This window comes from Massilia consociata (assembly GCF_042432755.1).
Lineage (GTDB): Bacteria > Pseudomonadota > Gammaproteobacteria > Burkholderiales > Burkholderiaceae_D > Telluria > Telluria consociata.
In genome coordinates, this window is sequence record NZ_JBHLWP010000014.1 from 21,333 (window position 1) to 46,388 (window position 25,056).

General features: G+C 67.1%; 22 protein-coding genes and 1 pseudogene. 10 read left to right on the forward strand and 13 right to left on the reverse strand.

The annotated features are described in order from the left end of the window. Positions 1-27: 27 nt before the first annotated feature. From ACFFJK_RS16585 to ACFFJK_RS16595, 3 genes are all read right to left on the reverse strand, one after another. The gene (locus ACFFJK_RS16585; protein ID WP_379680596.1) at positions 28-1,005 is read right to left on the reverse strand and encodes a glycosyltransferase family 9 protein; all 978 of its coding nucleotides are present in this window, start codon (positions 1,003-1,005) and stop codon (positions 28-30) included. Positions 1,006-1,174: 169 nt separating this feature from the next. Continuing rightward, the gene (locus ACFFJK_RS16590; RefSeq protein WP_379680598.1) at positions 1,175-2,527 is read right to left on the reverse strand and encodes a N,N-dimethylformamidase beta subunit family domain-containing protein; all 1,353 of its coding nucleotides are present in this window, start codon (positions 2,525-2,527) and stop codon (positions 1,175-1,177) included. Next, complete coding sequence (locus ACFFJK_RS16595) at positions 2,524-4,203, reverse strand: carbamoyltransferase family protein (RefSeq protein WP_379680599.1); 1,680 nt, start codon at positions 4,201-4,203, stop codon at positions 2,524-2,526. The genes ACFFJK_RS16590 and ACFFJK_RS16595 overlap by 4 nt, the downstream gene beginning before the upstream one ends. Before the next feature lie 227 nt (positions 4,204-4,430). Here ACFFJK_RS16595 and nudC point away from each other — a divergent pair, with 227 nt between their 5' ends. Beyond that, positions 4,431-5,252: an NAD(+) diphosphatase gene (nudC, locus tag ACFFJK_RS16600; protein ID WP_379680601.1), complete on the forward strand. Its 822-nt coding sequence runs from the start codon at positions 4,431-4,433 to the stop codon at positions 5,250-5,252. 18 nt (positions 5,253-5,270) lie between these two features. Here nudC and ACFFJK_RS16605 read toward each other — a convergent pair whose 3' ends face one another. Beyond that, positions 5,271-6,131 carry a hypothetical protein gene (locus ACFFJK_RS16605; RefSeq protein WP_379680603.1) on the reverse strand — a complete coding sequence of 287 codons (861 nt, stop codon included), beginning with the start codon at positions 6,129-6,131 and terminating at the stop codon, positions 5,271-5,273. A 142-nt stretch (positions 6,132-6,273) separates the two neighbouring features. On the opposite strand from ACFFJK_RS16605, the gene folE reads away from it, so the two are divergent. From folE to ACFFJK_RS16620, 3 genes and pseudogenes are all read left to right on the forward strand, one after another. Continuing rightward, positions 6,274-6,840 (forward strand): GTP cyclohydrolase I FolE, encoded by a 567-nt coding sequence (gene folE, locus ACFFJK_RS16610; protein WP_379680605.1) that lies wholly within the window; start codon positions 6,274-6,276, stop codon positions 6,838-6,840. Positions 6,841-6,936: 96 nt separating this feature from the next. Next, positions 6,937-7,212: pseudogene (locus ACFFJK_RS16615) on the forward strand (transposase); the annotation flags it as partial. Between the two features lie 174 nt (positions 7,213-7,386). After that, the gene (locus ACFFJK_RS16620; RefSeq protein ID WP_379680607.1) at positions 7,387-7,995 is read left to right on the forward strand and encodes a phosphatase PAP2 family protein; all 609 of its coding nucleotides are present in this window, start codon (positions 7,387-7,389) and stop codon (positions 7,993-7,995) included. 174 nt (positions 7,996-8,169) lie between these two features. Here ACFFJK_RS16620 and ACFFJK_RS16625 read toward each other — a convergent pair whose 3' ends face one another. After that, positions 8,170-8,583 (reverse strand): hypothetical protein, encoded by a 414-nt coding sequence (locus ACFFJK_RS16625; protein WP_379680608.1) that lies wholly within the window; start codon positions 8,581-8,583, stop codon positions 8,170-8,172. 121 nt (positions 8,584-8,704) lie between these two features. Between ACFFJK_RS16625 and ACFFJK_RS16630 the strand changes: the two genes are divergently transcribed. Then, complete coding sequence (locus ACFFJK_RS16630) at positions 8,705-9,955, forward strand: RtcB family protein (RefSeq protein WP_379680609.1); 1,251 nt, start codon at positions 8,705-8,707, stop codon at positions 9,953-9,955. 25 nt (positions 9,956-9,980) lie between these two features. Here ACFFJK_RS16630 and ACFFJK_RS16635 read toward each other — a convergent pair whose 3' ends face one another. The 7 genes from ACFFJK_RS16635 to leuA all read right to left on the reverse strand — a co-directional run bounded on the left by ACFFJK_RS16635 (position 9,981) and on the right by leuA (position 17,607). Further along, positions 9,981-10,610 (reverse strand): HAD hydrolase-like protein, encoded by a 630-nt coding sequence (locus ACFFJK_RS16635; RefSeq protein WP_379680610.1) that lies wholly within the window; start codon positions 10,608-10,610, stop codon positions 9,981-9,983. 141 nt (positions 10,611-10,751) lie between these two features. Further along, positions 10,752-11,231, reverse strand: a complete 480-nt coding sequence (locus tag ACFFJK_RS16640) for an MSHA biogenesis protein MshP (RefSeq protein WP_379680611.1) — start codon at positions 11,229-11,231, stop codon at positions 10,752-10,754. Further along, positions 11,228-12,082, reverse strand: coding sequence for a prepilin-type N-terminal cleavage/methylation domain-containing protein (locus tag ACFFJK_RS16645; protein WP_379680612.1), 855 nt, complete (start codon positions 12,080-12,082; stop codon positions 11,228-11,230). Before ACFFJK_RS16645 ends, ACFFJK_RS16640 begins: the two co-directional genes overlap by 4 nt. Continuing rightward, positions 12,079-12,534 carry a type IV pilus modification PilV family protein gene (locus tag ACFFJK_RS16650; protein ID WP_379680613.1) on the reverse strand — a complete coding sequence of 152 codons (456 nt, stop codon included), beginning with the start codon at positions 12,532-12,534 and terminating at the stop codon, positions 12,079-12,081. Before ACFFJK_RS16650 ends, ACFFJK_RS16645 begins: the two co-directional genes overlap by 4 nt. Beyond that, on the reverse strand, positions 12,524-13,039 hold the full coding sequence (locus ACFFJK_RS16655) for a pilus assembly FimT family protein (protein WP_379680614.1): 516 nt from the start codon (positions 13,037-13,039) through the stop codon (positions 12,524-12,526). The genes ACFFJK_RS16650 and ACFFJK_RS16655 overlap by 11 nt, the downstream gene beginning before the upstream one ends. After that, on the reverse strand, positions 13,036-15,780 hold the full coding sequence (locus ACFFJK_RS16660) for a DUF6701 domain-containing protein (protein ID WP_379680615.1): 2,745 nt from the start codon (positions 15,778-15,780) through the stop codon (positions 13,036-13,038). The genes ACFFJK_RS16655 and ACFFJK_RS16660 overlap by 4 nt, the downstream gene beginning before the upstream one ends. A gap of 144 nt (positions 15,781-15,924) precedes the next feature. Next, entirely contained in the window at positions 15,925-17,607 is a 1,683-nt protein-coding gene (gene leuA / locus ACFFJK_RS16665; protein WP_379680659.1) for a 2-isopropylmalate synthase, read from the reverse strand. 727 nt (positions 17,608-18,334) lie between these two features. On the opposite strand from leuA, the gene infA reads away from it, so the two are divergent. The 4 genes from infA to ACFFJK_RS16685 all read left to right on the forward strand — a co-directional run bounded on the left by infA (position 18,335) and on the right by ACFFJK_RS16685 (position 22,904). After that, positions 18,335-18,598, forward strand: coding sequence for a translation initiation factor IF-1 (gene infA, locus ACFFJK_RS16670; RefSeq protein ID WP_379680616.1), 264 nt, complete (start codon positions 18,335-18,337; stop codon positions 18,596-18,598). 152 nt (positions 18,599-18,750) lie between these two features. Continuing rightward, positions 18,751-19,932, forward strand: a complete 1,182-nt coding sequence (locus ACFFJK_RS16675) for a DesA family fatty acid desaturase (RefSeq protein ID WP_379680618.1) — start codon at positions 18,751-18,753, stop codon at positions 19,930-19,932. A gap of 93 nt (positions 19,933-20,025) precedes the next feature. Then, a complete protein-coding gene (locus tag ACFFJK_RS16680; RefSeq protein ID WP_379680619.1) occupies positions 20,026-21,654 on the forward strand; it encodes an ATP-binding domain-containing protein in 1,629 nt (542 codons plus the stop codon). Positions 21,655-21,818: 164 nt separating this feature from the next. After that, entirely contained in the window at positions 21,819-22,904 is a 1,086-nt protein-coding gene (locus tag ACFFJK_RS16685) for an NHL repeat-containing protein (protein WP_379680620.1), read from the forward strand. 17 nt (positions 22,905-22,921) lie between these two features. On the opposite strand, the gene ACFFJK_RS16690 is transcribed toward ACFFJK_RS16685, so the two are convergent. After that, positions 22,922-23,479, reverse strand: a complete 558-nt coding sequence (locus ACFFJK_RS16690) for an NMCC_0638 family (lipo)protein (RefSeq protein ID WP_379680621.1) — start codon at positions 23,477-23,479, stop codon at positions 22,922-22,924. A gap of 246 nt (positions 23,480-23,725) precedes the next feature. On the opposite strand from ACFFJK_RS16690, the gene ACFFJK_RS16695 reads away from it, so the two are divergent. Next, entirely contained in the window at positions 23,726-24,952 is a 1,227-nt protein-coding gene (locus ACFFJK_RS16695; protein WP_379680622.1) for an extracellular catalytic domain type 2 short-chain-length polyhydroxyalkanoate depolymerase, read from the forward strand. Positions 24,953-25,056: the final 104 nt, after the last annotated feature.

The window sequence follows — 25,056 nt, forward strand, 5'->3', positions numbered from 1 at the left end:
ACCCGATCACGCTTGAGCCCGCCGGGCTCACCAGTACGGCCACATCCCGGTAGCGCGCTGGCCGCTGGGAGCGGTCCCGGCCAGCAGGGCGCGCGCGTGCTGGAGGACGACGGCGGCGCGTTCCGCGGCCGGGTCCCAGATGCAGCGGTGGCGCAGCCGGTCGAGCGGAGCCCAGCGCGCGATGTCGGCCTTGCTGAACACGACCACGCTGTTCAGGCCGAGGCCGGCGGCAATGTGGGAGACGCCCGTGTCGTTGCAGACCAGCAGCCTCGCCCGGCTCATCAGGGCGGCCATCGCGCCGATCGAGATGGGCGCCGCGGCCTCGATTGCGGGCGAGCGCATGTGCCGGGCGACTGCGCGTGCCAGCGGCGCTTCGTCGGCCGAGCCGGTCAGCACGGTGTCCAGGCCGAACTCGTCATGGAGTTCGTCCGCGACCTCGGCGAAGCGTTCCGGCGGCCAGCATTTGTCGCGCTTGCGTGCGCCCGGATGGATGCAGATGTAACTGCCGGGTTCGAGCTCCGGCGCGACTTTGCTCGCTTCGAGCTCGTCGACGTCGTCACGCCGTAGCGGGAATTCGAGATGGCTGCCCACGGCGGGCGCTCCCAGGCGCGCGGTCAGCTGCAGCAGCCGTTCCGGCTCGGCGCCGGCGTCGGGATAGGCCAGGAGCACGGTGCGGTCGGTCTGGGTCGATTCGCCACGGACGAACCCGGCCATGGTGTGCGCACCGAAACCCGCAACGATGTGGTTGGTGATGTCCCCGCTGCCATGCAATTGCAGCGCGAGGTCGCATTCCCTGCCGCAGACCGAGGCGTAATAGGAAGTCAGTTCCTCGTGGCGGACCGGCTGTTCCGGCAGCAGCGGGTGGCCGGGGAAGGGAATGAACTCGTTCACATAGGTATCGAAACGTCGCGCGAACTGGGCCGCCCAAGGCAATCCCGTCAGCACGATATGGGCGCCGGGCAGGGCGGCGCGCAGGGCGCGCAGTGCCGGCACCGCACACAGCATGTCCCCCAGTTGTAGTGCACGAAACACGATGACGGAACGGATCTCATGACGATGAAGTAAAGGGCGCCGATACATGCTTTTCTCCGATAGGTGGCCACCGGACCCGGGTACCCAACCGGGGGGGGGCGGTAGCCGGTCCAGCGGCAACGTGAGGTTTGATTGATAAAACTCAGCCGGCACACAAACGGTCGAGGACATTGCGCGTGATGCGCTCGACCTTGCGGTCGCGTGCACCACCCAGCACCTGCGCCCAGTCGGTCGTCCCCGCGGAGAACACGGTGCCGCCGCGGCGGAACATGCCCATTGCCGCCACGTGCACGCCTTCGCCGGCGCCGTGGCGTTCGCGCGGTGGCAGCTCCTGCCAGCGCCGGTCCAGCGGACACGCTGCCAGCAGCTGGTAGCCGTCGGGCGTGCGTGCCTCGTCGCGCCAGGCGGACAGGGTGACCGCACCGTCCCGGCTGACGTGGTCGACTGGCACGCCGTCGCATTCGTAGCCCGCCAGCGGCGGCCAGGTGTCGTGGCCGAGTACATCGCCCCGCGCCAGTCCGGTTCCCTCGAAGATCCAGTGTCCCGGTTGCTGCACGATGTAGCCGGTGGTATCGCGCGGACCGTCCCACCATCCGCCGCCGTGGCGGTAGCTCGCACCGGTGAGGCTGTCTTCCGGGCGTGCCGCACCGGTGGCGGGCCACCAGTGGTCGTATGCGCCGTGCTTGCCGCCCTGGTGGCAGACCATGGCCGTCCCATCGTCGACGAGATGGATGCGCCACCAGCACAGGTTGGCGCCGAACAGCGCCAGGTTGCCGCCGCCGGTGACGAAGTCTTCGACGGCGTCGCGCGTTTCCTCGGTCCAGTATTCGTCGTGGCCCACGCTGACCAGGAGCCGGTAACTCTCCAGCAGCGAGGGCTGTGCGTGGATATCGAGGTCGGTGCAGAAGTCCGCCTGGTAGCCGTTGCGGACCAGCCAGCGGATGAAGCGTGCATCCCAGTGGGCGAAGGTCTGGCGCAGCGAAGTGCAGTCGTAGTGGTCGAGCGCACCCCAGGTCTCGCCGCCGATGCCACCGCCGGGGCGCTGCAGCGAGACCCGGGCGCCAGGCGGCTGCGCCGACCGCGGCGGATTGATGTAGAAGCAGCCACCCCCGGAACAGTTGTAGGCGTGCCAGGTGGCGATCGGCAGCTTGTACAGGATCGGCTTCGTGCCCTCGCCGCGCACGACGAACAGGGCCGCGGCGGAATCGGCGGACAGGCGCAGCGATTTGCCATGTGGCGTCTCGAAATGGGCCAGGTAGACGCCCGAGGGCCAGTGGGCCCCGGTCTCGACCTGGTAGGGCGGCCATTGCCAGTCTTCGTCGGGGCGTCCGTCGGGGACGTGCTCGGCATGCAGCCAGCTGCTGCGCCATACCGGTACCAGCCCGTCTTCCCAGCGGTAGATGGCGATGCGGAAGCGTGGATGGTCGCCTGATACGTGCAGCGTCAGCGGCGCGCCCGCCTGCACGCTCGGGCTGCCCGGATAGCCCCGGATCATGCCGGCAGCTCCGGTTCGCTGCGCTTGGTGACGAGGAAGGGGGGAATGGCCAGGGCATGCAGGGGCATCTGCCGGAATGCCGCCACCGCTTCGAAGGGCGTCTCGACGATCGGCTCGTCCTTGCCGTTGAACGAGGTGTTGAGCAGGACCGGCACGCCGGTGCGTACCTCGAACCCTGCCAGCAGGGCGCGCAGCAGCGGGTCGTCGGCCGGCCCCACGGTCTGCAGGCGTGCAGTGCCGTCCACATGGGTGATGGCCGGCAGCATCGGGGCGACCTCGGGCCGCACCGGGGCGGCGAACTGCATGAAGGGCGATGCGCCTGCCAGGTCGAAGTACACGGGCGCGCGTTCTTCCGGCACCACCGGCGCGAGTGGGCGGAACCATTCGCGCTGCTTGACGCGCGCGTTGATCCAGTCGCGCACGCGCTCGCGCCGCGGGTCGGCCAGGATGCTGCGGTGCCCCAGCGCGCGCGGCCCGAACTCGCTGCGTCCCTGGTACAGGCCGACCACGCGCCCGCTGCACAGCAGGTCGAGCATGCGTGCGCACAGGGCGTCGCGTCCGCCCGGCTGCTCGACGATGAAATCGCTGGCGCCGTCGAGTGCGGCCTCGATGTCGGACAGTTGCGGCGGCGGGCCGAGATAGTCGGCGCTCCAGCGGAAGTCGCAGCGCTTGCCGGCCAGTTCGGCCAGGCCGTAGATGGCGCAGCCGAGCGCGGTGCCGGCGTCGCTCGGCGCCGGCGGCAGGAACACGCGCCGGAACGGTGTTTCGCGCAGCAGGCGTTCGTTGGCCGAGCAGTTCAGCGCCGTGCCGCCCGCGAAGCACAGGTGCTCGGCCCCGGTCTGGCGGTACAGCCAGTGCGCCAGCGCCAGCAGGGCGTCTTCGAAGGCGCGCTGGCCGGCGGCCGCCAGGTTGGCGCTGTCGGTGAAGCGCGCATCCGCGCCGCCGAAGCGAAAACGTCCCCGCTCGCGCAGCAGCGAGCGCCATGCAGAGGGGATGCCGACCGCCATGCCTTCGACTTCGAGCGGCGGCAGGCCGAGTGCGCGCGGGTCGCCGTACGGTGCAAGGCCCATGACCTTGCCTTCGTTGCCTTCGCCGGGGAACAGCGCCTGCGTCAGCAGGAAGTAGAACATGCCGAGCCCGACGAGCCGGCCGTCGTCGCGGTCCCATACCTGCTTGCCGATGCAACGCACCCCGTCGCGGCTGGCGGCGTAGAAGGAGGAGACTTCGCGCCAATCGCCGGGCGTGGTGGCGGCACCGCTCCAGTGCTCGGTGAAGTCGGCCACCGGGCTGCCCTGGCCATCGATGACCATGACCGCCGCTTCGTTGAACGGGGAAGGGTGGAACACGCTGTACAAGTGGGCCAGGTGATGCGAGATGCGCGCGCGCCGGGCGCCCCGCGACAGCGCCAGGCTGGCGGCCAGTTCTTCCTCGTACAGGGGCAGCTGCTTGAACTCTTCGTCGGAGGAGAAGCATTCGACCACGATGTCGATGGGCCGGTCGAGCCCGGGCAGGCGCGGCAGGTAATGGTCGCGCAGGTCGCCGGGCTTGCCCCAGTGGTGCTTGCGACGCGTGAGGCGTTCTTTCTGGATGGCCCAGGCCAGGTGCGAACCTTGCATGAGGCAGATGCTGGCGTCCTGGGTCCGGTTAATGCCGAGCACAACGGGGGTATCGTCCATCGTCTTCTCCTTGTTGGGGTGCGGTGCAGCGATGCGGCGATGCAGCGATCAGCCACCCTTTGAGCTGGATGAGCAGGGAATAGTTCGAGCCGTTCGATTGAGACCCGTGTGTCCCATGCGGCCAGCTTCCGGGTAGAAGAGACTAGGCGTTCTTAAGCAGGCCGAAGGACGCAGCGGCGAAAGGCGGTATCATCGGACATCCCCTTGCCGGACATATCGCCCCGACCATGCTCCAGACGCCCGCCTCGTTCACGCCACTGTTCGCACCCCGTCCCGATCCTGCACCGCTGAGCTTCCTGTTCCACGGGGGACGGCTGCTGGTGCGCGAGGATGGCCTGGCCCTGCCCGACGCCGCCACCCTCGACCGGCTCGAGGTGGACCGCACCCGGCTGCAGCCGGTCGGCCTGTATGGCGAGCGCTACTGCGAGGCCGGCTGGTTCGACAGCGAGCCGGCGCTGCCGCCAGGCCATGCCTTCCGCGGCCTGCGCTCGCTGTTCGCGGGCATGGACGAAGGGCTGCTGGGACTGGCGGCGCGGGCGGCCCAGGTGGCCGAATGGGCGCGCACCCACCGCTTCTGCGGCGCCTGCGGCAGCCCCACCATGCTCGTCGCCGGCGAGCGCTGCTACAAGTGCGTGCAGTGCGGCCACATGGCCTACCCGCGCATCTCGCCGGCCATGATGGTCCTGATCCGCAACGGCGAGAGCGTGCTGCTGGCGATGCACCTGGCTTCGCCGACCAGGCGCTTCGTGCCGCTGGCCGGCTTCCTGGAGGCGGGCGAGTCGGTGGAAGAAGCGATCCACCGCGAGGTGTATGAAGAGGTGGGATTACGGGTGCAGAACCTGCGCTATTTCGCCAGCCAGTCGTGGCCCTTCCCGCATTCGCTGATGCTGGCCTTTACGGCGGACTACCTCGACGGCGAGATCCGCGTCGACGCATCCGAAATCGCGGAAGCGCGCTGGTTCGGGCCGGACGACGAGTGGCCCGAACGGGTGCCGCACATTTCGGTGTCGAGCGTGCTGGTGGACGCGCACCGTCCGCCCGGCCGCTAGCAGCCCGGCGCCGCAAGGTCAAGGCTGGGCGGCTGCGCCCTCCGGCGCGCTGCGCACGGCCTGCGGCTTGGCGCCGGTGCTGCGCAGCTGGACGGCGCGCTGCAGCAGGTCGAACCAGAACGGGGCGCCGAACAGCGTGGTGCCGGCGGTGATCAGCCAGCCGGCCACCTGCAGCGCAAACGCGCTGTCGAACGTCGGCGGGAAGGTGCTCCAGCCGATCGGCAGCGCCCACAGCTGGCGCAGTGCTTCGCCGTCGAGCGCGGCGGGGGCCGCCTTGATCTGGGCCGCCAGCGCCGGGCTCTGCCACAGGGTCTGGAACAGGTGGATGCTGTCGATGTTGAGCAGGATCGTCAACAGCAGGGCCAGCAGGAAGGAAATGAGCAGCTGGCGCCGTTTATAGACACCGGACAGGCGCTCCATCGCGCTGTTGAACCAGCCGGCGATGCCGTCCTGGAAGCGCTGCAGGTCGCCGCCGGCCTGGCGGTACAGCGCCAGCAGCACCCGCTTGACCTGTTCGTCCGGCAGGGCCTCGATCGCCGCCTGCAGCGGGATGGACGGGCTGCTGCGCAGCGACTCCAGCAGCGCGATCGCGAAGTGGGCGGGTTCGATGTAGGATGGCCGTACCGCGAGCGGGCGCCTGCCGCGCAGTTTGCCGTGCGCGCCGCCGTGCGGATTGACCAGGGGATGGTCGTACAGGCTCTGCGCCAGCGCTTCGCAGCGCGGGTCATCCAGCATGCGCTTGACGGCGTCGAGCAGCATGTTGGCGCGCAGGCTGAACGCCGCCGCCAGCGCTTCCTGCAAGGTACTGACAACCAGCGCCAGCGTGCCGTAGCAAAATGTCAGGCCGATGGCGACTTCGAGGACCGTGCTGCCGAACATGGTGATCTCCAAGGCGGGAACCACCTTCCACGCTACCGAACCGTGGCGTAGAGACATTAACTTTGCTCAATAAATCGGCAGCAGCCAATGCCCCGGGCGCATTTTCTATATACTTGCGGCAATCGATTTTTTAAGGTTCACCATGTCTGACAAAGAAGCTTTCACCGAACACGACTGGCGTCGCCTGCTGGCCAGCCTGGGCGAGGATCCCGACCGTCCGGGCCTGCACGAAACGCCGCACCGCGTGGCGAAGGCCTGGAAACACTGGACCTCGGGCTACGACCAGGATCCGATCGAAGTGCTCAAGGCCTTCGAGGATGGCGCCGAGGAATACAACGAGCTGATCGTGGTGCGCAACATCCCGGTCTACAGCCATTGCGAGCACCACCTGGCGCCGTTCTTCGGCAAGGCCACGGTCGGCTACCTGCCGAACGGGAAGATCGTCGGCCTGTCGAAGCTCACCCGCCTGGTCGACATCTTTTCCAAGCGCCTGCAGGTGCAGGAACGCATGACGATCCAGATCGCCAACGCCCTGATGGAAGTGCTGGAGCCGAAGGCGGTGGGCGTGGTGGTCAAGTGCCGTCACCTTTGCATGGAAAGCCGTGGCATCCGCGCCATCGGCGAAGAAACCATCACCTCGGCCATGCTGGGCGAACTGCAGCCGAACCTGGCGCTGCGCACGGAATTCCTGGCGCTCGCCCGCGATTAAGGACCTGCATCCCTGGTAACCCGGCCACCATGGCCGGGCTTGCCTTGGAACCTGTTCCGGATCGCCCGCCTCCAAGCCATATTTGGAGAGCGCGCCATGGACCGTCCGGCCTACCCCAGCGATATTTCTCGCGAACAGTTCGAGCCCGTGCGCGGGATCCTGGAAGGGGCGCGCCGCAAGACGCGGCCGCGCAAGCACGACCTGTACGACGTGTTCTGCGCGGTGCTGTATTTCCTTCACACCGGCGCGACCTGGCGCAGCATGCCGCCCGGCTTTCCGCCGTGGCGCACCGTGCACGAATACTTCACGCAGTGGACCATGCTGCGCGACGGGGACCGCACCCTGCTCGAAAGCGTGCTCGAAAAATGCGGCCGCGAAGTAGAGCTGACCCAACTGCGTCATATGCTCGATCGTCGTTGAGCCCTAACAGCAAGCAGCAAGATTGTCACTAAATTGTCACAATCTGTTGCACTTCTCGAAATGTGCGCTGCTACAGCTCGGCTAAGCTAATGAAAAATTATCAATTTCTCATCGTTAGCGGCCACCATGTTCGAGCACCTCAACCTCATCCTGTTTTCTGCATTGAACGCCCATGCCGGCCTGACCGGCTGGCAACTGCTGGGCGCCCTGTTCGCGGCCGAATGGCTGATCTTCCTGGTTCCGCTGTCACTCGTGACGCTCTGGATGGCCGGACCCGGCCCGGCGCGCGAGATCGCGCTGCGTGCGTTCATCGCAGCGGCGTGTGCCCTCACGCTCAACGCCCTGATCGGCCAGTTCTGGTACAGCCCGCGCCCGTTCGTCGCCGAGGTCGGCCACACCTTCCTGCTGCATGCCCCGGACAGCTCCTTCCCGAGCGACCACGCCACCAGCATTTTCTCGGTGGCCCTGGTGCTGGCGTTCAGCAGGGTCACCCTGGCGCGCCGGATCGGCCTGGTGCTGCTGCCGCTGGCGCTGGTGATTGCCTGGTCGAGGGTATACCTGGGCGTGCATTGGCCGAAGGATATGGTTGGGGCCTTGCTGGTGTCGGCAACGATGGCGATGCTGGTTTACACGCCGACGTTGCGGGCAGCTTGCGGACAATTGCTGCCACTGGCAGAAAGGGTATACCGCCGCGTGCTGGCGGTGCCGATCGGACGCGGATGGCTGCGTCCATGACCGGGTAGCACGGCCGGCAGCGCGCCGGCCGCCGCCTGCCCCGGCGCGAGGGGATCCAACGCACGCAGGACGCGTGGGCGGGTGCCTGCGCCGGCCGTGCTTCCTGGCGTTGTGGCGTCCACCATGCCGGCGCCGCCGTGCGCCTGCGGCCGGTGCATGGCCCGATGCCTCGCCCTATGCCTCGGCCGCCTCCGCGGTCTCGAACACCAGCTTGCCGTGCTCGTCGAGGTGGAACACGCCCAGTATCTGGCCGGTCACGGCATTCGCTTCCGGCGCCTCGAGCTGGGTGCAGCCCTGGGTTTCGACCTGCCACACATCTTCGCCCGCGCGCAGCGTATAGACGTCGGGACCGCTGGCGAACAGTTCGATTTCCAGCCCCGACAGCGCCACTTCTCCCAGCTCCATTTGCCGCTGGCAGTCCGGCAGGCGCGCGGCCGTCAGGCGCAGCGTCGCTTCCTTGCTCCAGAAGTAATCCTGCAGGACACGCACTGTCAGGGCGTGGTCGTTGCGGTCGATCTGGTAGGTGGCCGTATCGTTCACGCAGCCGGCCAGCAGCAGCGGAGCGAAGAGGGGAAGAAGCTTGCGCATGGGAGATCCGTCGTCGAATGATGCAGGAATGCATCGTCTGACGGAGTATAGAAGCGCCCACAGGCATGCGCAACCCGATGATGTGCTCCCCGCTTTGCCGATTTGCGCGATCATAGGCCCTATGAAACAACATGACACCGAACTGGACATCGAGCTGCTCTCGCCACCAGGCGGCAAACCCGTCAAGATGTGGACGCAGGGCGTCCCGGTCGAGGCCGAAGCGAAGGAGCAACTGGAAAAGCTGGCGCAGTTGCCCTTCGTGTTCCACCATGTCGCCGTGATGCCCGATGTGCACGTCGGTAAAGGCTCGACCATCGGCAGCGTGATCCCGACCCTGGGCGCGGTGATCCCGGCCGCGGTCGGCGTGGACATCGGCTGCGGCATGATGGCGGCCAAGACCACGCTGCGCGCCGGCGATTTACCGGACAACCTGGGCAAGCTGCGCAGCGCCATCGAGCAGGCGGTGCCGCACGGTATGTCGCCCAAGATCCGCAACAACAAGGCCAGCCGCGACATCGGCTCCTGGAACAACGCGCCCCCCACGGTCGACGCCGGCTGGGCCAGACTGAAAGACGAGTTCGACGCCATCTGCCGCAAGTATCCGAAGCTGCGCGGCAGTAATCATTACAAGCACCTCGGCACGCTCGGCAGCGGCAACCATTTCGTCGAAGTCTGCCTGGACGAGGAAGGATTCGTGTGGCTGATGCTGCATTCGGGCTCGCGCGGCGTCGGCAATGCGATCGGCACCCATTTCATCGAGCTGGCGCGGCAGGACATGCGGCGCCACATGGTCAACCTGCCCGACCAGGACCTGGCCTATCTGAAGGAAGGCACCCAGCACTATGACGACTACGTCGAAGCGGTCGGCTGGGCGCAGAAGTTTGCGCGCATCAACCGCGAAGTGATGATGCAGAACGTCATCCACGCGGTGCGCGGCGTCATCCCGAAACCCTTCGAGACCCATGTGGAAGCGGTCAATTGCCACCACAACTATGTGCAGAAGGAGCGCCACTTCGGCAAGGATGTGCTGCTCACGCGCAAGGGCGCGGTGTCGGCGCGTGAGGGCGAGCTCGGCATCATCCCGGGCTCGATGGGCGCCAAGAGTTTTATTGTGCGCGGCAAGGGCAACCCGGAAAGTTTTAATAGCTGCAGCCACGGCGCCGGCCGCGTCATGAGCCGCACCGAAGCCAAGCGCCGGTTTACCAGGGCGGACGCCGAGCGCGCCACCATGGGCGTCGAATGCCGCAAGGACGAAGGCGTGATCGACGAGATCCCGATGGCTTACAAGGACATCGACGCCGTCATGCACGCGCAGCGCGACCTGGTCGAAGTCGTGCACACGCTCAAGCAGGTCGTGTGCGTAAAAGGTTAGCCGCTTTCGAGCTCGGCCGCTTGCGTCAGGAGCGCATGATGTGCAGCAGTTCGGCTGGCGTGCCGAATTCGCGTTCCGGCGCCACCCGCCGCAGCACCTCGATCGGGGCATAGCCCCAGCTCACCGCGCCGAAGGCCACCCCAGCCTTGCGCGCGGCCTCGCCATCCGTTGCCTGGTCGCCCACGTACAGCGCGTGCGCCGCCGGTACCGCCGCCCGCTGCACCACCTTGCGGATGCGCGAGGCCTTGCCGAACACCGACATCCCGCATTCGTACTGCCCCACCAGTCCGCTCAGGGTGGGCCCCAGCACCAGCCGGATGTTCTGCTCGGAGTTCGACGACACGATCGCCAGCCGCACGCCCGCGCGGTCGAGCGCGTGCAGCACCTCGCCCACGCCGTCGAACAGCGGAATGCGCGATGCGTTCTCGCGCATCATGCCGATGAAGGTGCGCGAAGCCAGCGGCAGCTTCCAGGCCGGCATGCCCACGTAGCGCATGATCGCGCGCGTGTCGTGGTGGCGCAGGCCCTGGGCTTCGATTTCGTCGAGGCGGCGGAAGCCGTGCCGGTCGGCGATCGTGTTGAACACGCTGAGGAAGAAAGGGAAGGAATCGGCCAGCGTGCCGTCGAAATCGAAAATGGCGAGGCGGTAAGACATGGCGCGCATGAGCAGGTCGGGACGCCCCGATTATAGGCCGGATGCCCAGTCCGGCCGCACAGTTCAGATGGTGCCGCCGCGGCTGGCCGTTGACTCCCTGAGAGAATAGTTCCGTGGCAAGCGAGTCTGGCGCTGCCTGTCCTAGTAGCAGTCCCTGCTGTCGCTCGTCATGCAGACGGTCGCGGTGCGCCGCCGTTCGGCGTAGTCGGGCGCCTGGACGCTGCCGTTGTCGGGGCAGGAGGACGCGGCGCCGTTGCAGGCGACGGCATCGACCTGGTAGATGTGCTTCACCACCGGCACGCCGGGCGCGGCTTCGCCCTCGTTGAACGGCGTCCGCGCCGTGCACGTCACGGTCACCCGGAACCCGGTGTCCGCCAGGAAGTCGCTGAGGGTCTGGCCCGCCGGGCAGGCAGTTGCGCCGCCATCGTTGGCGATCCGGTAGATCATCCATTCGACGCCGGCCCGTGCCGCCTGGCTCGCCCGTGCGCCAAGGACCGCCTGGTTGACCGTGTCCTGCTGGACCGAGGTCAGGCGCAGCATGGCGGCCGAGATTCCGGCCACCACCACCAGCAGCACGATGGCCGCGATGGCGGCGAAGCCATGCTGGCGGCTCCTGTTCATGGCACGTTGTCCACGTGTGCGCCCAGGGTCAACGGCACGGACTCGCCGCCGGCGCTCAAGGTCAGTTGCAGCTGCAGGAAGCCGCTCTCCTGGGTGGCGCCCAGGTTGGGCGAATAGCGGAAATCGCAGCCTTCCACATGGGTCGCCAGCACGGCCGCCGTCGGCAGCGCAACGTCTGGACAGCTGGCGGCAGGCGCCAGCGCATCGCGCGTGATCCGGTACAGCGTCCCGGTGCCGTTGCCGGCGCTGTCCCTGCCGGCGCCGGCGCACACATACGACACCGAGGGCTGGCTGCCCGGCACCACGACGAAGCGGCCGCCGGTGTAGCCTTGCGGCAGGAGATACGGTACGGCCAGCGTGATGCGGTGCTCGCCGGTGGTGGCGCCGGCGGTGGCGGCGACGGAGCGGATCGCCGCGACGGTGAGCCCCTGGTACAGGTCATCGGTATTCTGGTTGCCGATGACGACGAGGTCATTCGCGGCGACCGGATGGGTAAAAGGCGTCAGCACATCGAAGTCGGCGCTGGCCGCGAACTGGTCGAGGAAGGCGCCCGGTGCTGCGGCGTTTTCGACATCGGGGCCGCTCCGGAAGCGGCCGCCGTCGACGGTCGGCACCAGTTCCACGCACTGCGGCGACACCTGGCGCAGCGAATTCGGCACGGCGCTGCGCACGTCGGTGACGATCCTGCGCAGCGCGGTCTCCGCCTGGTCGGTGAGGGCGGCCCGGCGCTCGACCATCAGGTAGCCCCGGATCGTCGGCCCGAGCTGCATCGAGGCGATGCCGGCGACGATCCCGACCAGCACGATCACGACCACGATTTCGACCAGCGTCACGCCCGATTGCCGTGTCATGGCCGCGTCCTCCATCCGGTCAGCGTAAAACTTCCGGCGCCATGGCGGACCGTGACCCGGATGCGCGCGGCATCGCCCGCCGCCGCAATGCCGGTGACGCCGCCTGCCGCCAGCGCCTCGACGGTGACCGTGACGGTATAGCGTTCCAGGCCGTTGAAGCCGCCGCCGCCGATGTCCGTGACGGGACTGTCGGCCGGGTAAGCGTTGAAATCCCAGATGTCGTTGTAGTCGGTGCGGGTGCTGCCGCCCGCGGCGGGGGCATAGGGCTTGAGCAGGACTTCCTCCATCATGCTCTCGGCGATGGCCACCATCTGCCGGGTGACGACCGGATCGGTGCTGGCGCGGGTGGCGCGGGCGAAGGCCGCCACCAGTCCCGCCAGCGCGACCGAGAGGATCACGATGGCAATCACCAGTTCCACCAGGGTGACCCCGGCCATGCGCCTAGCGGACATGGCCCGTGCTCCCTTCGATGCGGATCGTGCGCCGCACCGCGCCTGCCTCCATGATGCGGATCTCGTCGCTGCGCGCGACCGGCGCCATGCCCGCCACATCCTTCGAGACGGTACCGTCCGGATGGAAGTACAGCGCGATGCTGGCCGCGTCCGCGAAGCCGCCGCGGCCGCTCACGATGCCGCTGCCGCTGCCGGTGATGTCGTATCCTGTTCCCGCAGGGTCTGCGGCCAGGGTACAGGGCGCCGCGCCCGCGGCCGGCATTCCCGCCTGCTGGCGGATGCGCAGCGTTACCGCATTGCCCGCCAGGGTCGCGCACACGAGCCGGCGCCGCGCGACGGCGGTCTTGTGTGCATGGCGCAATGCGCTGCTGACCTGGTCCCCGAAGACCAGGGCCCCGGTGCCGCCGCTGCCCATCAGCCTGGGGAGGCCGATGGCGGCAACCACGCCCAGCAGGACGATCGCCGTGACCAGTTCCACGATCGTGAAGCCGCCGTGCCGCTTCACCGGAAGACCTCGCGCACATGGATGATGCGCCGGGTCTCGGGAGCGAACACGCCGAAGGTCGCGCGGCCGGACGGGTCGACCAGGTCGCCGGGCCTGCAGGCGTGGGCGGCGCGCAGCCACTCGCGCGCGGCCGGGGTGCTGTCCGGGCGGTCGAGCAGGCAGGCATTGTCCTTCATGGCCCCGGCCGGGCCCAGGTTGACCGCGATGTCGGCCCATCCCGAACCACCGCTGGCCTCGTCCACCACGAGCGGCCCGACGCCGTTCACCAGCGCCAGGCCGGCGCTGCCCACCCTGCGCACCTGGAAGGGCACTGTCGCCGGCGTGGACCCCGGCTGCCGGGTCGAGGTGATCGCGAATGCGCTGGCCGGGATGGTGGTGTAGCTGTCGTCGGTATTGAGCAGCCAGCTGCTGCCGGTCCAGTATTCGGCCATGACCGGCAGCGACAGCCGGCTGCCCCGGCTGCCGAAGGCGTTGGCGATGCGCAGGCGCCCGCTGCGGATTTCCGGCATGGCGCCCGTCTCCGCCGCCTCGGGGGCGCCGCCATGGTGCGAGCTCACGGTGCCCGTGGCCTTGGCATTGGTGGCGCGCAGCCGGATGCGGGTGGGCCTGGCGGGTGTGGAACCGAAGGCATACGCCGGCCTGGCGGTCGCGACGCCGCCCGCGAAACTGGATGCCGCGATGCCGGTCACCGACAGGCTGCCGGGCGGGCTGGCGAAGGCGGCGCCGCCCGCGTCGACCGCCGCCAGCGCGACGCCTTCGCTCAGGCCCAGGTCCGCGCTGTAGTTTTCGGTGACGGTGCCCTGGCTGTTCATGGCGCTGACCTTCAGCGTGAACGGCTCTTTCGAGTAATAGAAGGCGCGTCCCGCCTGCACGCCCGTCTCGGCCAGCTCCACCTTGAAATACTGGGGGATGAAGGGGCCGATGGCGCCGGAGCAGCCGGCGGCGGCGCCATCCGTCGTGCCGGCGGCGCCGAGGGAGGGAATGCCCATGAAGCCGGCCAGCGAAGCCTTCAGGTCGATCCTGCCGACCTCCGACCAGTTCAGCGGGACCATTGCCACGCCGTTCGCGAAACGCACGCCCTTGACGTCGAGGGTTCCTGCGGCGCCGCCCTGGGCCAGGCAGTCGATGTTAACGGCGACCGCATGCCCGCTGGCGCCGGCAGCGTCCAGCCTGGCAGTATCGAAGTTCTTGGTCACCGTACCGGCGGCATTCAGCGCTTTTACTTCCAGGGTGAAGTCGGCGCCGGCCCGCAAGGGGCCTGCGGGCTGCGCCAGTGCGAAGCGGGCGGGAACCGTGGTGAAGCGCACGCTGCCCTGCGCCTCGACGCCCCTGCCGGTGTCGATCGACGCGGACAGCATCATTTCTCCTGCGTCGCCATAGGCCAGCCTGATCGGGCTCCTGCCGTCCTTGTCGAAGGTCGTGCTGCGGGCCTGGCCGGGCACATTGCAGACCAGATCCGCGCCATTGAGCCGGAGCTGCTCGCCGCCGGCCGCCGGTTTGTTGTAGGTGCAGGCGTACCGCACGTCGTGGATCGCGTTCGCGAACGCCGGCACGCAGGCGGTGGCCTGCGGGTTGGCCCTGACCGCTTGGATGGCCTTGTCCTGGAGGACGCCGGCGACATGGTCGCCGACATCGATCAGGAGCTTGACGCCGCCGGTGAAGCTCATGTTGCAGCTGCGCGCACCCGTGCTGCTGTCGATGCAGCTGGCGCCCGATGCCGGCATCGGCGACGGGCTGGCAATACCCAGCATGATTTTCTCTGCACGCAGGTATGTGGCGCTGACCTGGGTCGAGGATTGGCCCCGGGGAATCCAGAGCGCGGTGCCGAAAGGGTTGATCCTGCCGCGTACGCCGCCCGTGTGGAGCGCGCTGCAGGCGGCGTCGGCGCAAGCCTTGACGGTCAGGGACTCGGGCACGCAGGTGTCGCCGCTGCCGTCATGGGTGATTACCAGATGGTGCAGGCTTGTGGCCGGGCTGGCACAGGTCGGGCCGCCGGGCATGTTGACGGCATGGCCGCTGTAATTGGTGACGCAATCGCACTTGTTCTGTGCGGTACCGTTCTTGCAATAAATCGTGCCGCTGACGCGGCCTCCCGAGTCGAGGCGAGCCGTCGCGACATAGGCCGAGCCGGTCACGTGGGCGTCCGACGCCTGAAGGTACAGGCTGTGCGAGTCGACGTCCCCATCCACGCTGCTGTGCGAGGCGAGGCTGATCGCGCTGCTCGCATTCACGTGCCCGGTGATGCGTGCGGAGGAGCCGATGTAGACGTTGCCGCCGGTGACATTGGCGCGGATGCTGGCGTTGGCCCCGATGCTGATGGCCCCGCCGGCTTCGATGCTGCCGCCGGAGACCTGGAGCTTGCCCGGTTTGACGGACGCGAGGTTCAGGTCGCCCGAGACGACCAGCCTGGCCGTGCCGCTCATCTTCAGGCCCTGGTTGGGGCCGACGGCAACGCTGCCTTTGACCTCGAGCGTGTAACCGTCGGCGATGACGACCGTGTCGTCCGGGCTCGGGTGGGCCGGCTGGGGGCAGGTATAGACCTTGTCGGCCAGGTGGCAGGTGTCGATGGGCCGGCCATCGAACTTGAGCTCTGCCGCGCAGGCGCTGACGCCGGCCTGCAGTCCCGCCAGCGCCAGGGCAAGCATCGCCAGCCGGCGCAGCAGCGCCCCGCCGGGCAGGAACGTGGCAAGGACCGCGGACAGCAGCGCGGACGAGCGCGCGAACGGGGAGGGAAAAGACACGGCCGGGCCTGCGTCATGAGCATCGATGCACGAAAGTCTGCATCAGATGACCCGGCCGGACAACGCGACTTTCGTTCCGGCAACGTTGCTTTGATCGCTTTGTTGCCCTACCTCAAAAATGTAGGTCCGATATTCCGCGCCGCGTCATGCGGCGATGGCCTGTTCTTTCGCGCCGGTGGCAGCCAGGTGGCGGTTCACCGCCGACACTACCGCCCGGAACGAGGCCGTCACGATATTGCTGTCGATGCCCACGCCGAACAACGTGGCGCCGTTCCCCACGCGCAGCTCGACGTAGCAGGCCGCGCGTGCGTCGGCGCCCATGCCGATGGCGTGCTCGTGGTAGTCCATCAGGCGGATGTCCAGGCCAAGCGCGTTCACGAACGCATCGATCGGGCCGTTGCCGCTGCCCTGGAGCAGCTGAGGCGCCTGGTGGCGCGCCACGTTCAGCTCGATCTGCACGCCGTGCGCGCTGTCTTCCACCATGCGGTGCGAGACGTAATTCCAGGGCGATGCCTGCTCCAGGTATTCGCGCGAGAACAGGGCGTGGATATCGGCGGCGGCGATCTCGCGGCCGGTCTCGTCGGCCACGCGCTGCACGGCGCGCGAGAACTCGATCTGCAGGCGGCGCGGCAGCTCGAGGCCGTATTCCTGCGCCAGCAGGTAGGCCATGCCGCCCTTGCCGGACTGGCTGTTGACGCGGATGACCGCGTCGTAGCTGCGGCCCAGGTCGGCGGGGTCGATCGGCAGGTAGGGCACTTCCCAGATCGCATCCGGCTTCTGCACGGCGAAGCCCTTCTTGATGGCATCCTGGTGCGAGCCGGAGAAGGCGGTGAACACCAGGTCGCCCGCATACGGGTGGCGCGGGTGCACCGGCAGCTGGTTGCATTCCTCCACCAGCTGGCGCACCGCGTCGATGTCGGAAAAATCCAGGCCCGGGTCGATGCCCTGGGTGTAGAGGTTCATGGCCAGCGTCACCAGGTCGACGTTGCCGGTGCGTTCGCCGTTGCCGAACAGGCAGCCCTCGACGCGGTCGGCGCCGGCCATCACGGCCAGCTCGGCCGCCGCCACGGCGGTGCCGCGGTCGTTGTGCGGGTGCACGCTGATGACGAGCGCATCGCGGCGCTCGAGGTGGCGGCACATCCACTCGATCTGGTCGGCATAGACGTTCGGGGTGCTGGCCTCCACCGTGGAGGGCAGGTTGACGATCATCGGGTTGGCAGGCGTCGGCTGCCACACGCTGCTCACGGCGTCCACGATCTGCTTCGAGAAATCGAGTTCGGTGGTGGAGAAGGATTCCGGCGAATACTCGAGGCCCCACTGGGTCTGCGGATGCTGCGCCACCAGTTCCTTGATCAGCTGCGTGCCCTTCACCGCGATCTGCACGATCTCTTCCTGCTGCATGCCGAACACCACGCGCCGGAACACCGGCGCCACCGAGTTGTAGACGTGGACGATGGCGCGCTTGGCACCCATCGCCGACTCCACCGTGCGGCGGATCAGCTCTTCGCGTGCCTGCGTGAGCACGATGATGGTCACGTCGTCGGGGATGCGGTTCTCCTCGACCAGCATGCGCACGAAGTCGAAATCGGTCTGCGAGGCCGAGGGGAAGCCGACCTCGATCTCCTTGATGCCGATTTTGACGAGCATCTCGAAGAAGCGCAGCTTCTTCTCGGGGCTCATCGGCTCGATCAGGGCCTGGTTACCGTCGCGCAGGTCGGTGCTCATCCAGACGGGCGGCCTGGTGATGGCGCGGCCGGGCCACTGGCGGTCGGCGAGCGGGACGGCGGGGAAGGGACGGTATTTGGCGGCGGGGTTCTTCAGCATGATCGTTTGCTCCTGGTTGCGGTACACGGTGGACCCTTCGGGACAAGGAAGGGGAAGGGCCTGGGTGTGGCGAGGGGCTGCCGGACGGGCCACGAACGCTAGGCCCGGCAACCGATCGGTAGCTTTAGCAGCAGGCGAAAACGGGCGCGCGAACCGGCCGCCAGGACAAGGCTGGTGGCGGAAAACGACAGTGCTGGGGCTGGGAACGTGGACATCGGTACAACTTTCCTGGACTGCTTGTGTGGCCGGCTGGTGCCGGGACGTACGGCGTGGATTACGCGCGTAGTAGCAGGGCTGCCGGCGATAGCGCGCCAGCGGCAGTTAGGGAAGTCGACAGATGCAGGTGGAAGGACATGCGGTCCACTCTACGAGATGATCGAACGTCATGTCAAGAAAAAATTTGTGCACTGCGGGAGGGCCGGGTGCAAAGCGGATGAGGCCGCTCAAGCCCCCTTTCTGCGCTGCATCGTCATTACTGGTATACTGGAGGCCTGTCGTTGAAGCAGCGCTTCCGACACTCTTCCGGCAACGCGACGCACCATGCGCGACGTCGCCGCCCAAGCCTCCGCACCTGTCAGGTTGCGCGCTTTCCTCACCGTCCGACCCTGGCCTTGGCCAGGCCAGCACCAACAGCACAACCCGCCGCCTTGGAACGACCTGGCGGTGCGACCGATATTTCCAACGAGCCCGTGCGCCGCCCGGGCCGACAGCACGCATTAGGAGAACCAGCATGGCAAAAGAAGAACTGATCGAAATGAACGGACTTGTGTCCGAAATCCTGCCTGAAATGCGTTTCCGCGTTGACCTCGACAATGGCCACAAGCTGATCGCCTACACGTCGGGACGCATGAAGAAGAACCACATCCGCATCCTGGCGGGCGACCGCGTGACGCTCGAGCTCTCGCCCTACGACCTGAACAAGGGCCGCATCATCTTCCGTCACATCGAAACCCGCGGCCCGTCGGGCCCGCGTCCGGCCCCGCGCCGCCGCTGATCCGCTACTGATCCGGCACCTGCCCCGGCAGGTGCCGCGATAGCACCAATCTCTGTTCATCCCGCAATCCGGCGTCGCCCGGATGCCGCTTACCGTACCATCATCCTGCCCTGGCCAAGCCTGGCCGGGGCACGTGAAAACGGGAGCCTGCGATGGATGCGCTGTTACGTTTCCTGGACGATGGCCTGCTGCAGGCATCGGCACTTGGCATCGTGGCCTATACGCTGCTCGCCACGCATGTGACGATTGTCGCCGTCACCGTCTACCTGCACCGCCACCAGGCGCACCGCGCGCTGTCGCTGCATCCCCTCGTTGCCCATTTCTTCCGCTTCTGGCTGTGGCTCACCACCGGCATGGTCACGCGCGAATGGGTGGCTATCCACCGGCGCCACCACGCCCACTGCGAACGCGAGGGCGACCCGCACAGCCCGCGCCAGGTGGGCCTGCGCACCGTACTCTTCCGTGGCGCCGAGCTCTACCGCACTGCCAGCCACGACACCGCCGCCATCGACCGCTACGCGGCCGGCTGCCCGGACGACTGGATCGAACGCCGCCTGTACAGCCGCTTCACGTGGCAGGGCGTGGGCCTGCTGCTGGTCGTCGACGTCGCCTTGTTCGGCATCGTCGGCCTGTCGGTCTGGGGCGTGCAGATGCTGTGGATTCCCGTGCTCGCCGCTGGCGTGATCAACGGCATGGGGCACGCCATCGGCTACCGCAATTTCGACTGCCAGGAAGCCGCGACCAACATCGTGCCCCTCGGGATCTTGATCGGCGGCGAAGAGCTGCACAACAACCACCACACCTTCGCCACCTCGGCCAAGCTGTCGGTGAAATGGTACGAATTCGACGTGGGGTGGATGTATATCCGCATGCTGCAGGCGCTGCGCCTGGCGCGGGCGCGGCCGCTGCCCGCCGCGCCCGGCATCCGCTACCGGCATGCCGAGGTGGACGCCGCCACGCTGCGCGCCGTGCTGGGCAACCGCGCGCGCGTGATGGCGGCCCTGTCCGCACGGCTCAAGCCCGTCTGGCGGCAGGAACTGCGTGGCATCGCCTTCACCGGCGGGCTCGACCGCAAGACGGCCCTGCGCCTGCTGCGCCGCGACCCCGGCTACCTGGACGGCTACGAGCAGGGCATGCTGGGCGGCCTGCTGGCAGCCAGCGAACCCCTGCGCCAGCTGCAAGCCCTGCGCGAGCAGCTGGCGCAGCTGTGGCAGCGCTCGCTTGTCACCGAAGAGCAACTGATGGAGGCGCTGAGCGCATGGTGCGCGAGGGCGGCGGCCGATGGCTGCGCCCAGATGCGCTTGTTTGCCGCTGAATTACGTGGCTATTCGTAGCGCCATTGGCATCCTCCATTTCAACGGTGCTGGTAACAACCGTGATCGGCTTTACAATGTTTTCATCTTAAAAACAGGTGAGCCCGACGATCCATGGCCCATATCCATCCTGCCGGCTGGCGTGAGATGTCCGTCACCGGTTCCGCCGCGCGTGAAATCGAAACCCTGACGCTTCTCGAGAAGCGGCTGTCGGATGCACCCTACGAGATCTACCACGGCGTGCACTGGACGAACGTCGAGCACGGCTTCTCGGCCTACGGCGACATCGACTTCATCATCCTGGCGCCGAACGGCAGGCTGCTGCTGATCGAGCAGATCGCCGGCTTCCTGAACGAGACCAAGGACGGCCTGGTAAAAAACTACCAGGGCAAGCCGCGCAGGATCCGCCACCAGATCTTGCACACCATCGAAGGCTTCTCCAAGCGCTACCAGGGAGAATTGTCGATCGATTACCTGCTGTACTGCCCCGACTACATCGTGAAGGATCCGCAGCAGGCCGGCATCGACCCCAGCCACATCATCGACGCCACCAACAAGGGCCGCCTGGGCGCGATGATCCGCGAAATTTTACCCATCACAGCGCGCACCGAAGAGTTCGACAAGGTCACGCGCTACCTTGGCGACACCCTGAGCCTGCGGCCCGACCCGAGCTCCATGATCGGCTGCGCCACGCAGATGGTCACGCGCCTGTCCGGCGGCCTGGCCACCTGGGCGCGCCGCCTGGAATTCCACCCCTACCGCCTGCGCGTGATGGGCACGGCCGGCAGCGGCAAGACGCAACTGGCGCTGGCCGAGTACACGGCCGCGTTAGATGCCGGCCTGCGCCCCCTGTACGTCTGCTTCAACCGGCCGCTGGCCGACCACATCGAACGCCTGGTCCCGGCCGGCGGGCGCGTGGCCAACTTCCACGAACTGTGCGACGCCTGGCTGCGCGCCCAGGGCAAGACCCCGGACTACGGCAAGCCCGACGTCTGGGAAAAGATCGAAAACGCCCTGGTGGCCGCCGACCTGCCCGAGACCTGGCAGTACGACGTCCTCATCGTCGACGAAGGACAGGATTTTTCCGTCACCTGGCGCGACATCGTGCTGCGCATGCTCAAGGAAAACGGCCGCGGCATCTGGCTGGAAGACCCCGACCAGAACCTGTACGGCAAGCCGAGTGTGTCGCTGCCGGGCTGGGTGGTGCTGCACTCGAACACCAACTACCGCAGCCCGCGCCAGATCGTGCAGATGCTCACGTCGATCGGCGCGGTGAGCCAGCCGGTGGAGGCGGGCAGCCCGTTCAAGGGCGCCGACATCGAGGAACTCACCTACCCGGAAGGCGACGTCGAGGCGATGCTGGCGCAGACCCGGCGCGCCGTCACCACCTGCCTGGCCGCGGGCTTCGGGCGCCAGGACATCGCCATCTGCTCCTTCCGCGGGCGCGAAAAATCCGCCATCCTCAAGCTCGATAAACTGAGCGACGCCCACACGCTGCGCTCCTTCACCGGTGCCTACGACCTGTTCGGCAACCCGGTGTTCCGCGAAGGCGGCCTGCTGGCCGAATCGGTGTACCGTTTCAAGGGGCAATCGGCGCCGGCGCTGATTTTTACGGAGATCGACTTCGAGGACATGGACGAGCTGACGCTACGTAAGCTGTTCGTCGGCATGACGCGGGCGAGACTAAAACTGGTGCTGGTGATGAGCGAGCGGGCGTCAGTACAAATGCTGGACCGGATGTGACGATAGTGTGCAATGCACGCGGCAATAATGAAAAACACTTTCCTTGGAGCCGACATTCCGGCGCAGGCCGGAATCCAATTTTGCATGCATAAGCTGCGCATTTCACCCTGCCGCGAACGCACGACGTGTTAGCATTTTGCTCTTCAACTCCCGGAGATGAGCACATGAAAAAGCAGGTGGTAGCGAACCCGGCGCGCAAGCGCCTCAAGCTGGTCGGGGCATCCGCACTCATGCTCTTGCTGTCCGCCTGCGGCGACCACCCGCCGAAGGATGACAAGAAGGACGACAAACCGCCCCCGGTGCAGGCCGCGATCAGCATCGTCGCCGGCAGCGCCACCGAATCGGGCAGCCGCGACGCCACCGGCACATCGGCACGCTTCGACAGGCCGAGCGGCATCACCATCGACACTGCCGGCAACCTGTACGTTGCTGACCGGGACAACAACACCATCCGCAAGATCACGCCGGCCGGCGTGGTAACCACGCTTGCCGGCTCGGTGGATGCACGGGAAATCATCGACGGCGTCGGCGGTGCTGCACGTTTCCTCGATCCGAATGCGATCACGATCGACAGCAGCGGCACCCTCTTCGTCACGGATTACCTGCATATCCGCAGCGTAGGCACGGGCGGGCAGGTCAACATCGTGGCAACGCTGCCGACCGGGACTGGCGACGGGCGCAACACCGGCGCGCTGGTCCCGCAAGGCGTCGCGGTCGACAAGCGCGGCAACCTGTATGCGACCAACCGATACGGCACACGCCGCATCAGCGGGACGGCCACGACGATACTGGAAGGTATCAATGCGCCGAGCAATGCATTCGGCACCCTGGGTGCGCCGGCACGCGGCATCGCCGTCGACGGCAGCGACAACGTCTATGTTGCCACCATACAGAACACGATTGCCCGGACGAACGGCTCGACCACCCTGTCGCACCTTGCGGGCACGGCGAACGTCACTGGATCGGCTGACGGCACCGGCAGCGGCGCCAGCTTCGGGCAGGTGGTGGCGCTGACTGTCGACCCGCAAGGCAACGTGTATGCGGCGGACGACACCAACTACCTGATCCGCAAGATCACGCCGGCCGGCGTCGTCACCACCGTCGCCGGCACGCGTGGGTCGACCACCCTGGGCACCGGCGCCTTGCCGGGCAGCCTGGCCAGCCTGGGTGGCATCGTCACGGACGGCAAGGGCAACCTGTACGCGACCTCGGGTCACGCCGTCATCAAGATCGTCCTGCCGCAGCAGTAAGGCCTGCCGCCGCTGCCTCAGTGCCCGATGGCGGCGGTGGCCACGCCCTGCGCCACGCTCTTGGTGCTGGTGGTGGTGGTCAGCGCGAACAGCGGCTTGCGCTGCGAGCTGTCGGTGCTCCACTCGTAGGCCACGGTGCGGCGGGTGCCGTCCGTGCCCTGGGTGGAGGTGCTGCGCTTCTTCTCGCTGCGGAAAGGGGCGGGTGCGGCGCTCACGACCTTCTCGAACATGTCCTGCGCCGCCAGCGCCGGGACCGTCTTGGCGTACAGCGCGCACAGGTTCTTGTCGTTGTGGACCACCAGGATGAACTGGCCCTGCTTGCTCGGCACCATCCAGGCCGCGCCTGGTGAACCCTGCAGGAACATGGCGGCCTTTTCCGCCGGCAGCTGCGTGGCTGTCTTCTTCAGCTGGCTGCGCAGGCCGTCGAAATCGTGCAGGTACTTGATGCAGTGCGAGGTGTAGATGTCCATGAAGGCCGCGGCCTGCTGTTCAGGCGCCGCGACGCCGATCGTGGGCAGCAGGGTGCCGCCGACGGCGCCGACGGTGATGGCGGCATTGCGAAAGTGCTTGTGCATTCTTGCTCCGGCTGAGTAAGGACTGGTGCGGCTATGATGCGTTAGTCATCGGATTCGTGTCGCACGGCGGGATGCCTGCGCGCATGCGCCCGTGAAACGACGCACACCGCCTGTGCACCGATGCGCCGGCTGTCCGCTTGACTATGTCCTTAGCTCAACTATTCTGGTTCCAGCCACAAGCACGATGGCTGGAGCGTCGCCCGCCGACGACTCCGCACAACAACGACAACATCGGAGACGGAAAACATGAAGCTTCAACCCGGACTATCCACGGGGCTGACCGCCCTCGTCCTTGGCCTGTTTCTCAGCCTGCCTAGCGCAGGCGCCCATGGCGCGGTGGTCGCGCTCCCGAAGTACAACGTGAGCGTGGATGAGGTGTCGGTCTCCGGCTTCTCGTCCGGCGCCCACATGGCTGCCCAGATGCACTTCGCGTACTCGAAAACGGTGAAGAAGGGCGCCGGCATCATCGCCGGCGGGCCGGTCTACTGCTCGCAGGGCAATGCCGCCATCGCCACCGGCCCCTGCATGGCGAATACCGCCTCGCGCAACCTGCCTTACCTGATCTCGGTGGTGAACACCTGGTCCGGCAACGGTTACATCGACCCGACCAGCAACATGGCCGCCTCCAAAGTCTACTTGCTGTCGGGCACGATCGATTCGACGGTGCGCCAGCCGGTGATGAACGACCTGCGCACCATGTACGGCAGCTACGTGCCGTCGGCAAACATTTTCTACAAGAACAACCTGACGGCAGAACACGCGATCCCGACGGATTTCTTCGGCAACGGCTGTGCCATCAACGGCTCGCCGTTTGTCAACAACTGCAACTTCGATACCGCGGGCGAAATCCTCAAGTGGATCTACGGGCCGCTGAACGCGAAGAATGCCGGCCTTCTAAGCGGCAGCTTCATCAACTTCGACCAGGCCGCCTTCTGGGGCAACCGCAACCCGAACACGCACGGCATGGCGAGCAGCGGCTACGCCTATGTGCCGGCCGCCTGCGCCGCGGGACAGGCCTGCAGGCTGCACGTGGCCTTCCACGGCTGCATGCAGAACGTGGCCAGCGTGGGCACGGCCTTCTACCAGAACGCGGGCTACAACCGCTGGGCCGATACGAACAGGATCGTCGTTCTGTATCCGCAGGCGATGGCAAAGGCGAACAACCCGGGCGGATGCTGGGACTGGTGGGGCCACGACGACGTGAACTTCCCGGCCAAGAGCGGCGGGCAGATGGTGGCGATCAAGACCATGATCGACAAGATCGTCAGCGGCAATGCGGCAGCGCCGTTCACCTGTACCTCGTGGTACAGCAGCAACTACGCGCACGTGGTGAATGGGCGTGCCTACCGTGGGGCTGACGGGCAGGTGTATGCGGTCAATTCGAACCAGTACCTGGGGTATTACCTGACGACGGCGTACACGGATGTGAGAAGGACGTCGGCAGGGTATTACGCCTACGGTAGGTGTTCCTGATCCAGCACCCGGTGTGCACGAAAGGCCCGGCACACCTGTCATGCTGCTCAGTCAAGCGTAGGGTGGCCGGGTTTCCCGGCCGCGCGTCCAACTCCAGTGTGATC

Coding starts and splice junctions, on each gene's coding strand:
- ACFFJK_RS16585 (WP_379680596.1), bottom strand. CDS start 1,005: ATGCTGTGTGCGGTGCCGGCACTGCGCGCCCTGCGCGCCGCCCTGCCC.
- ACFFJK_RS16590 (WP_379680598.1), bottom strand. CDS start 2,527: ATGATCCGGGGCTATCCGGGCAGCCCGAGCGTGCAGGCGGGCGCGCCG.
- ACFFJK_RS16595 (WP_379680599.1), bottom strand. CDS start 4,203: ATGGACGATACCCCCGTTGTGCTCGGCATTAACCGGACCCAGGACGCC.
- nudC (WP_379680601.1), top strand. CDS start 4,431: ATGCTCCAGACGCCCGCCTCGTTCACGCCACTGTTCGCACCCCGTCCC.
- ACFFJK_RS16605 (WP_379680603.1), bottom strand. CDS start 6,131: ATGTTCGGCAGCACGGTCCTCGAAGTCGCCATCGGCCTGACATTTTGC.
- folE (WP_379680605.1), top strand. CDS start 6,274: ATGTCTGACAAAGAAGCTTTCACCGAACACGACTGGCGTCGCCTGCTG.
- ACFFJK_RS16620 (WP_379680607.1), top strand. CDS start 7,387: ATGTTCGAGCACCTCAACCTCATCCTGTTTTCTGCATTGAACGCCCAT.
- ACFFJK_RS16625 (WP_379680608.1), bottom strand. CDS start 8,583: ATGCGCAAGCTTCTTCCCCTCTTCGCTCCGCTGCTGCTGGCCGGCTGC.
- ACFFJK_RS16630 (WP_379680609.1), top strand. CDS start 8,705: ATGAAACAACATGACACCGAACTGGACATCGAGCTGCTCTCGCCACCA.
- ACFFJK_RS16635 (WP_379680610.1), bottom strand. CDS start 10,610: ATGTCTTACCGCCTCGCCATTTTCGATTTCGACGGCACGCTGGCCGAT.
- ACFFJK_RS16640 (WP_379680611.1), bottom strand. CDS start 11,231: ATGAACAGGAGCCGCCAGCATGGCTTCGCCGCCATCGCGGCCATCGTG.
- ACFFJK_RS16645 (WP_379680612.1), bottom strand. CDS start 12,082: ATGACACGGCAATCGGGCGTGACGCTGGTCGAAATCGTGGTCGTGATC.
- ACFFJK_RS16650 (WP_379680613.1), bottom strand. CDS start 12,534: ATGTCCGCTAGGCGCATGGCCGGGGTCACCCTGGTGGAACTGGTGATT.
- infA (WP_379680616.1), top strand. CDS start 18,335: ATGGCAAAAGAAGAACTGATCGAAATGAACGGACTTGTGTCCGAAATC.
- ACFFJK_RS16675 (WP_379680618.1), top strand. CDS start 18,751: ATGGATGCGCTGTTACGTTTCCTGGACGATGGCCTGCTGCAGGCATCG.
- ACFFJK_RS16680 (WP_379680619.1), top strand. CDS start 20,026: ATGGCCCATATCCATCCTGCCGGCTGGCGTGAGATGTCCGTCACCGGT.
- ACFFJK_RS16685 (WP_379680620.1), top strand. CDS start 21,819: ATGAAAAAGCAGGTGGTAGCGAACCCGGCGCGCAAGCGCCTCAAGCTG.
- ACFFJK_RS16690 (WP_379680621.1), bottom strand. CDS start 23,479: ATGCACAAGCACTTTCGCAATGCCGCCATCACCGTCGGCGCCGTCGGC.
- ACFFJK_RS16695 (WP_379680622.1), top strand. CDS start 23,726: ATGAAGCTTCAACCCGGACTATCCACGGGGCTGACCGCCCTCGTCCTT.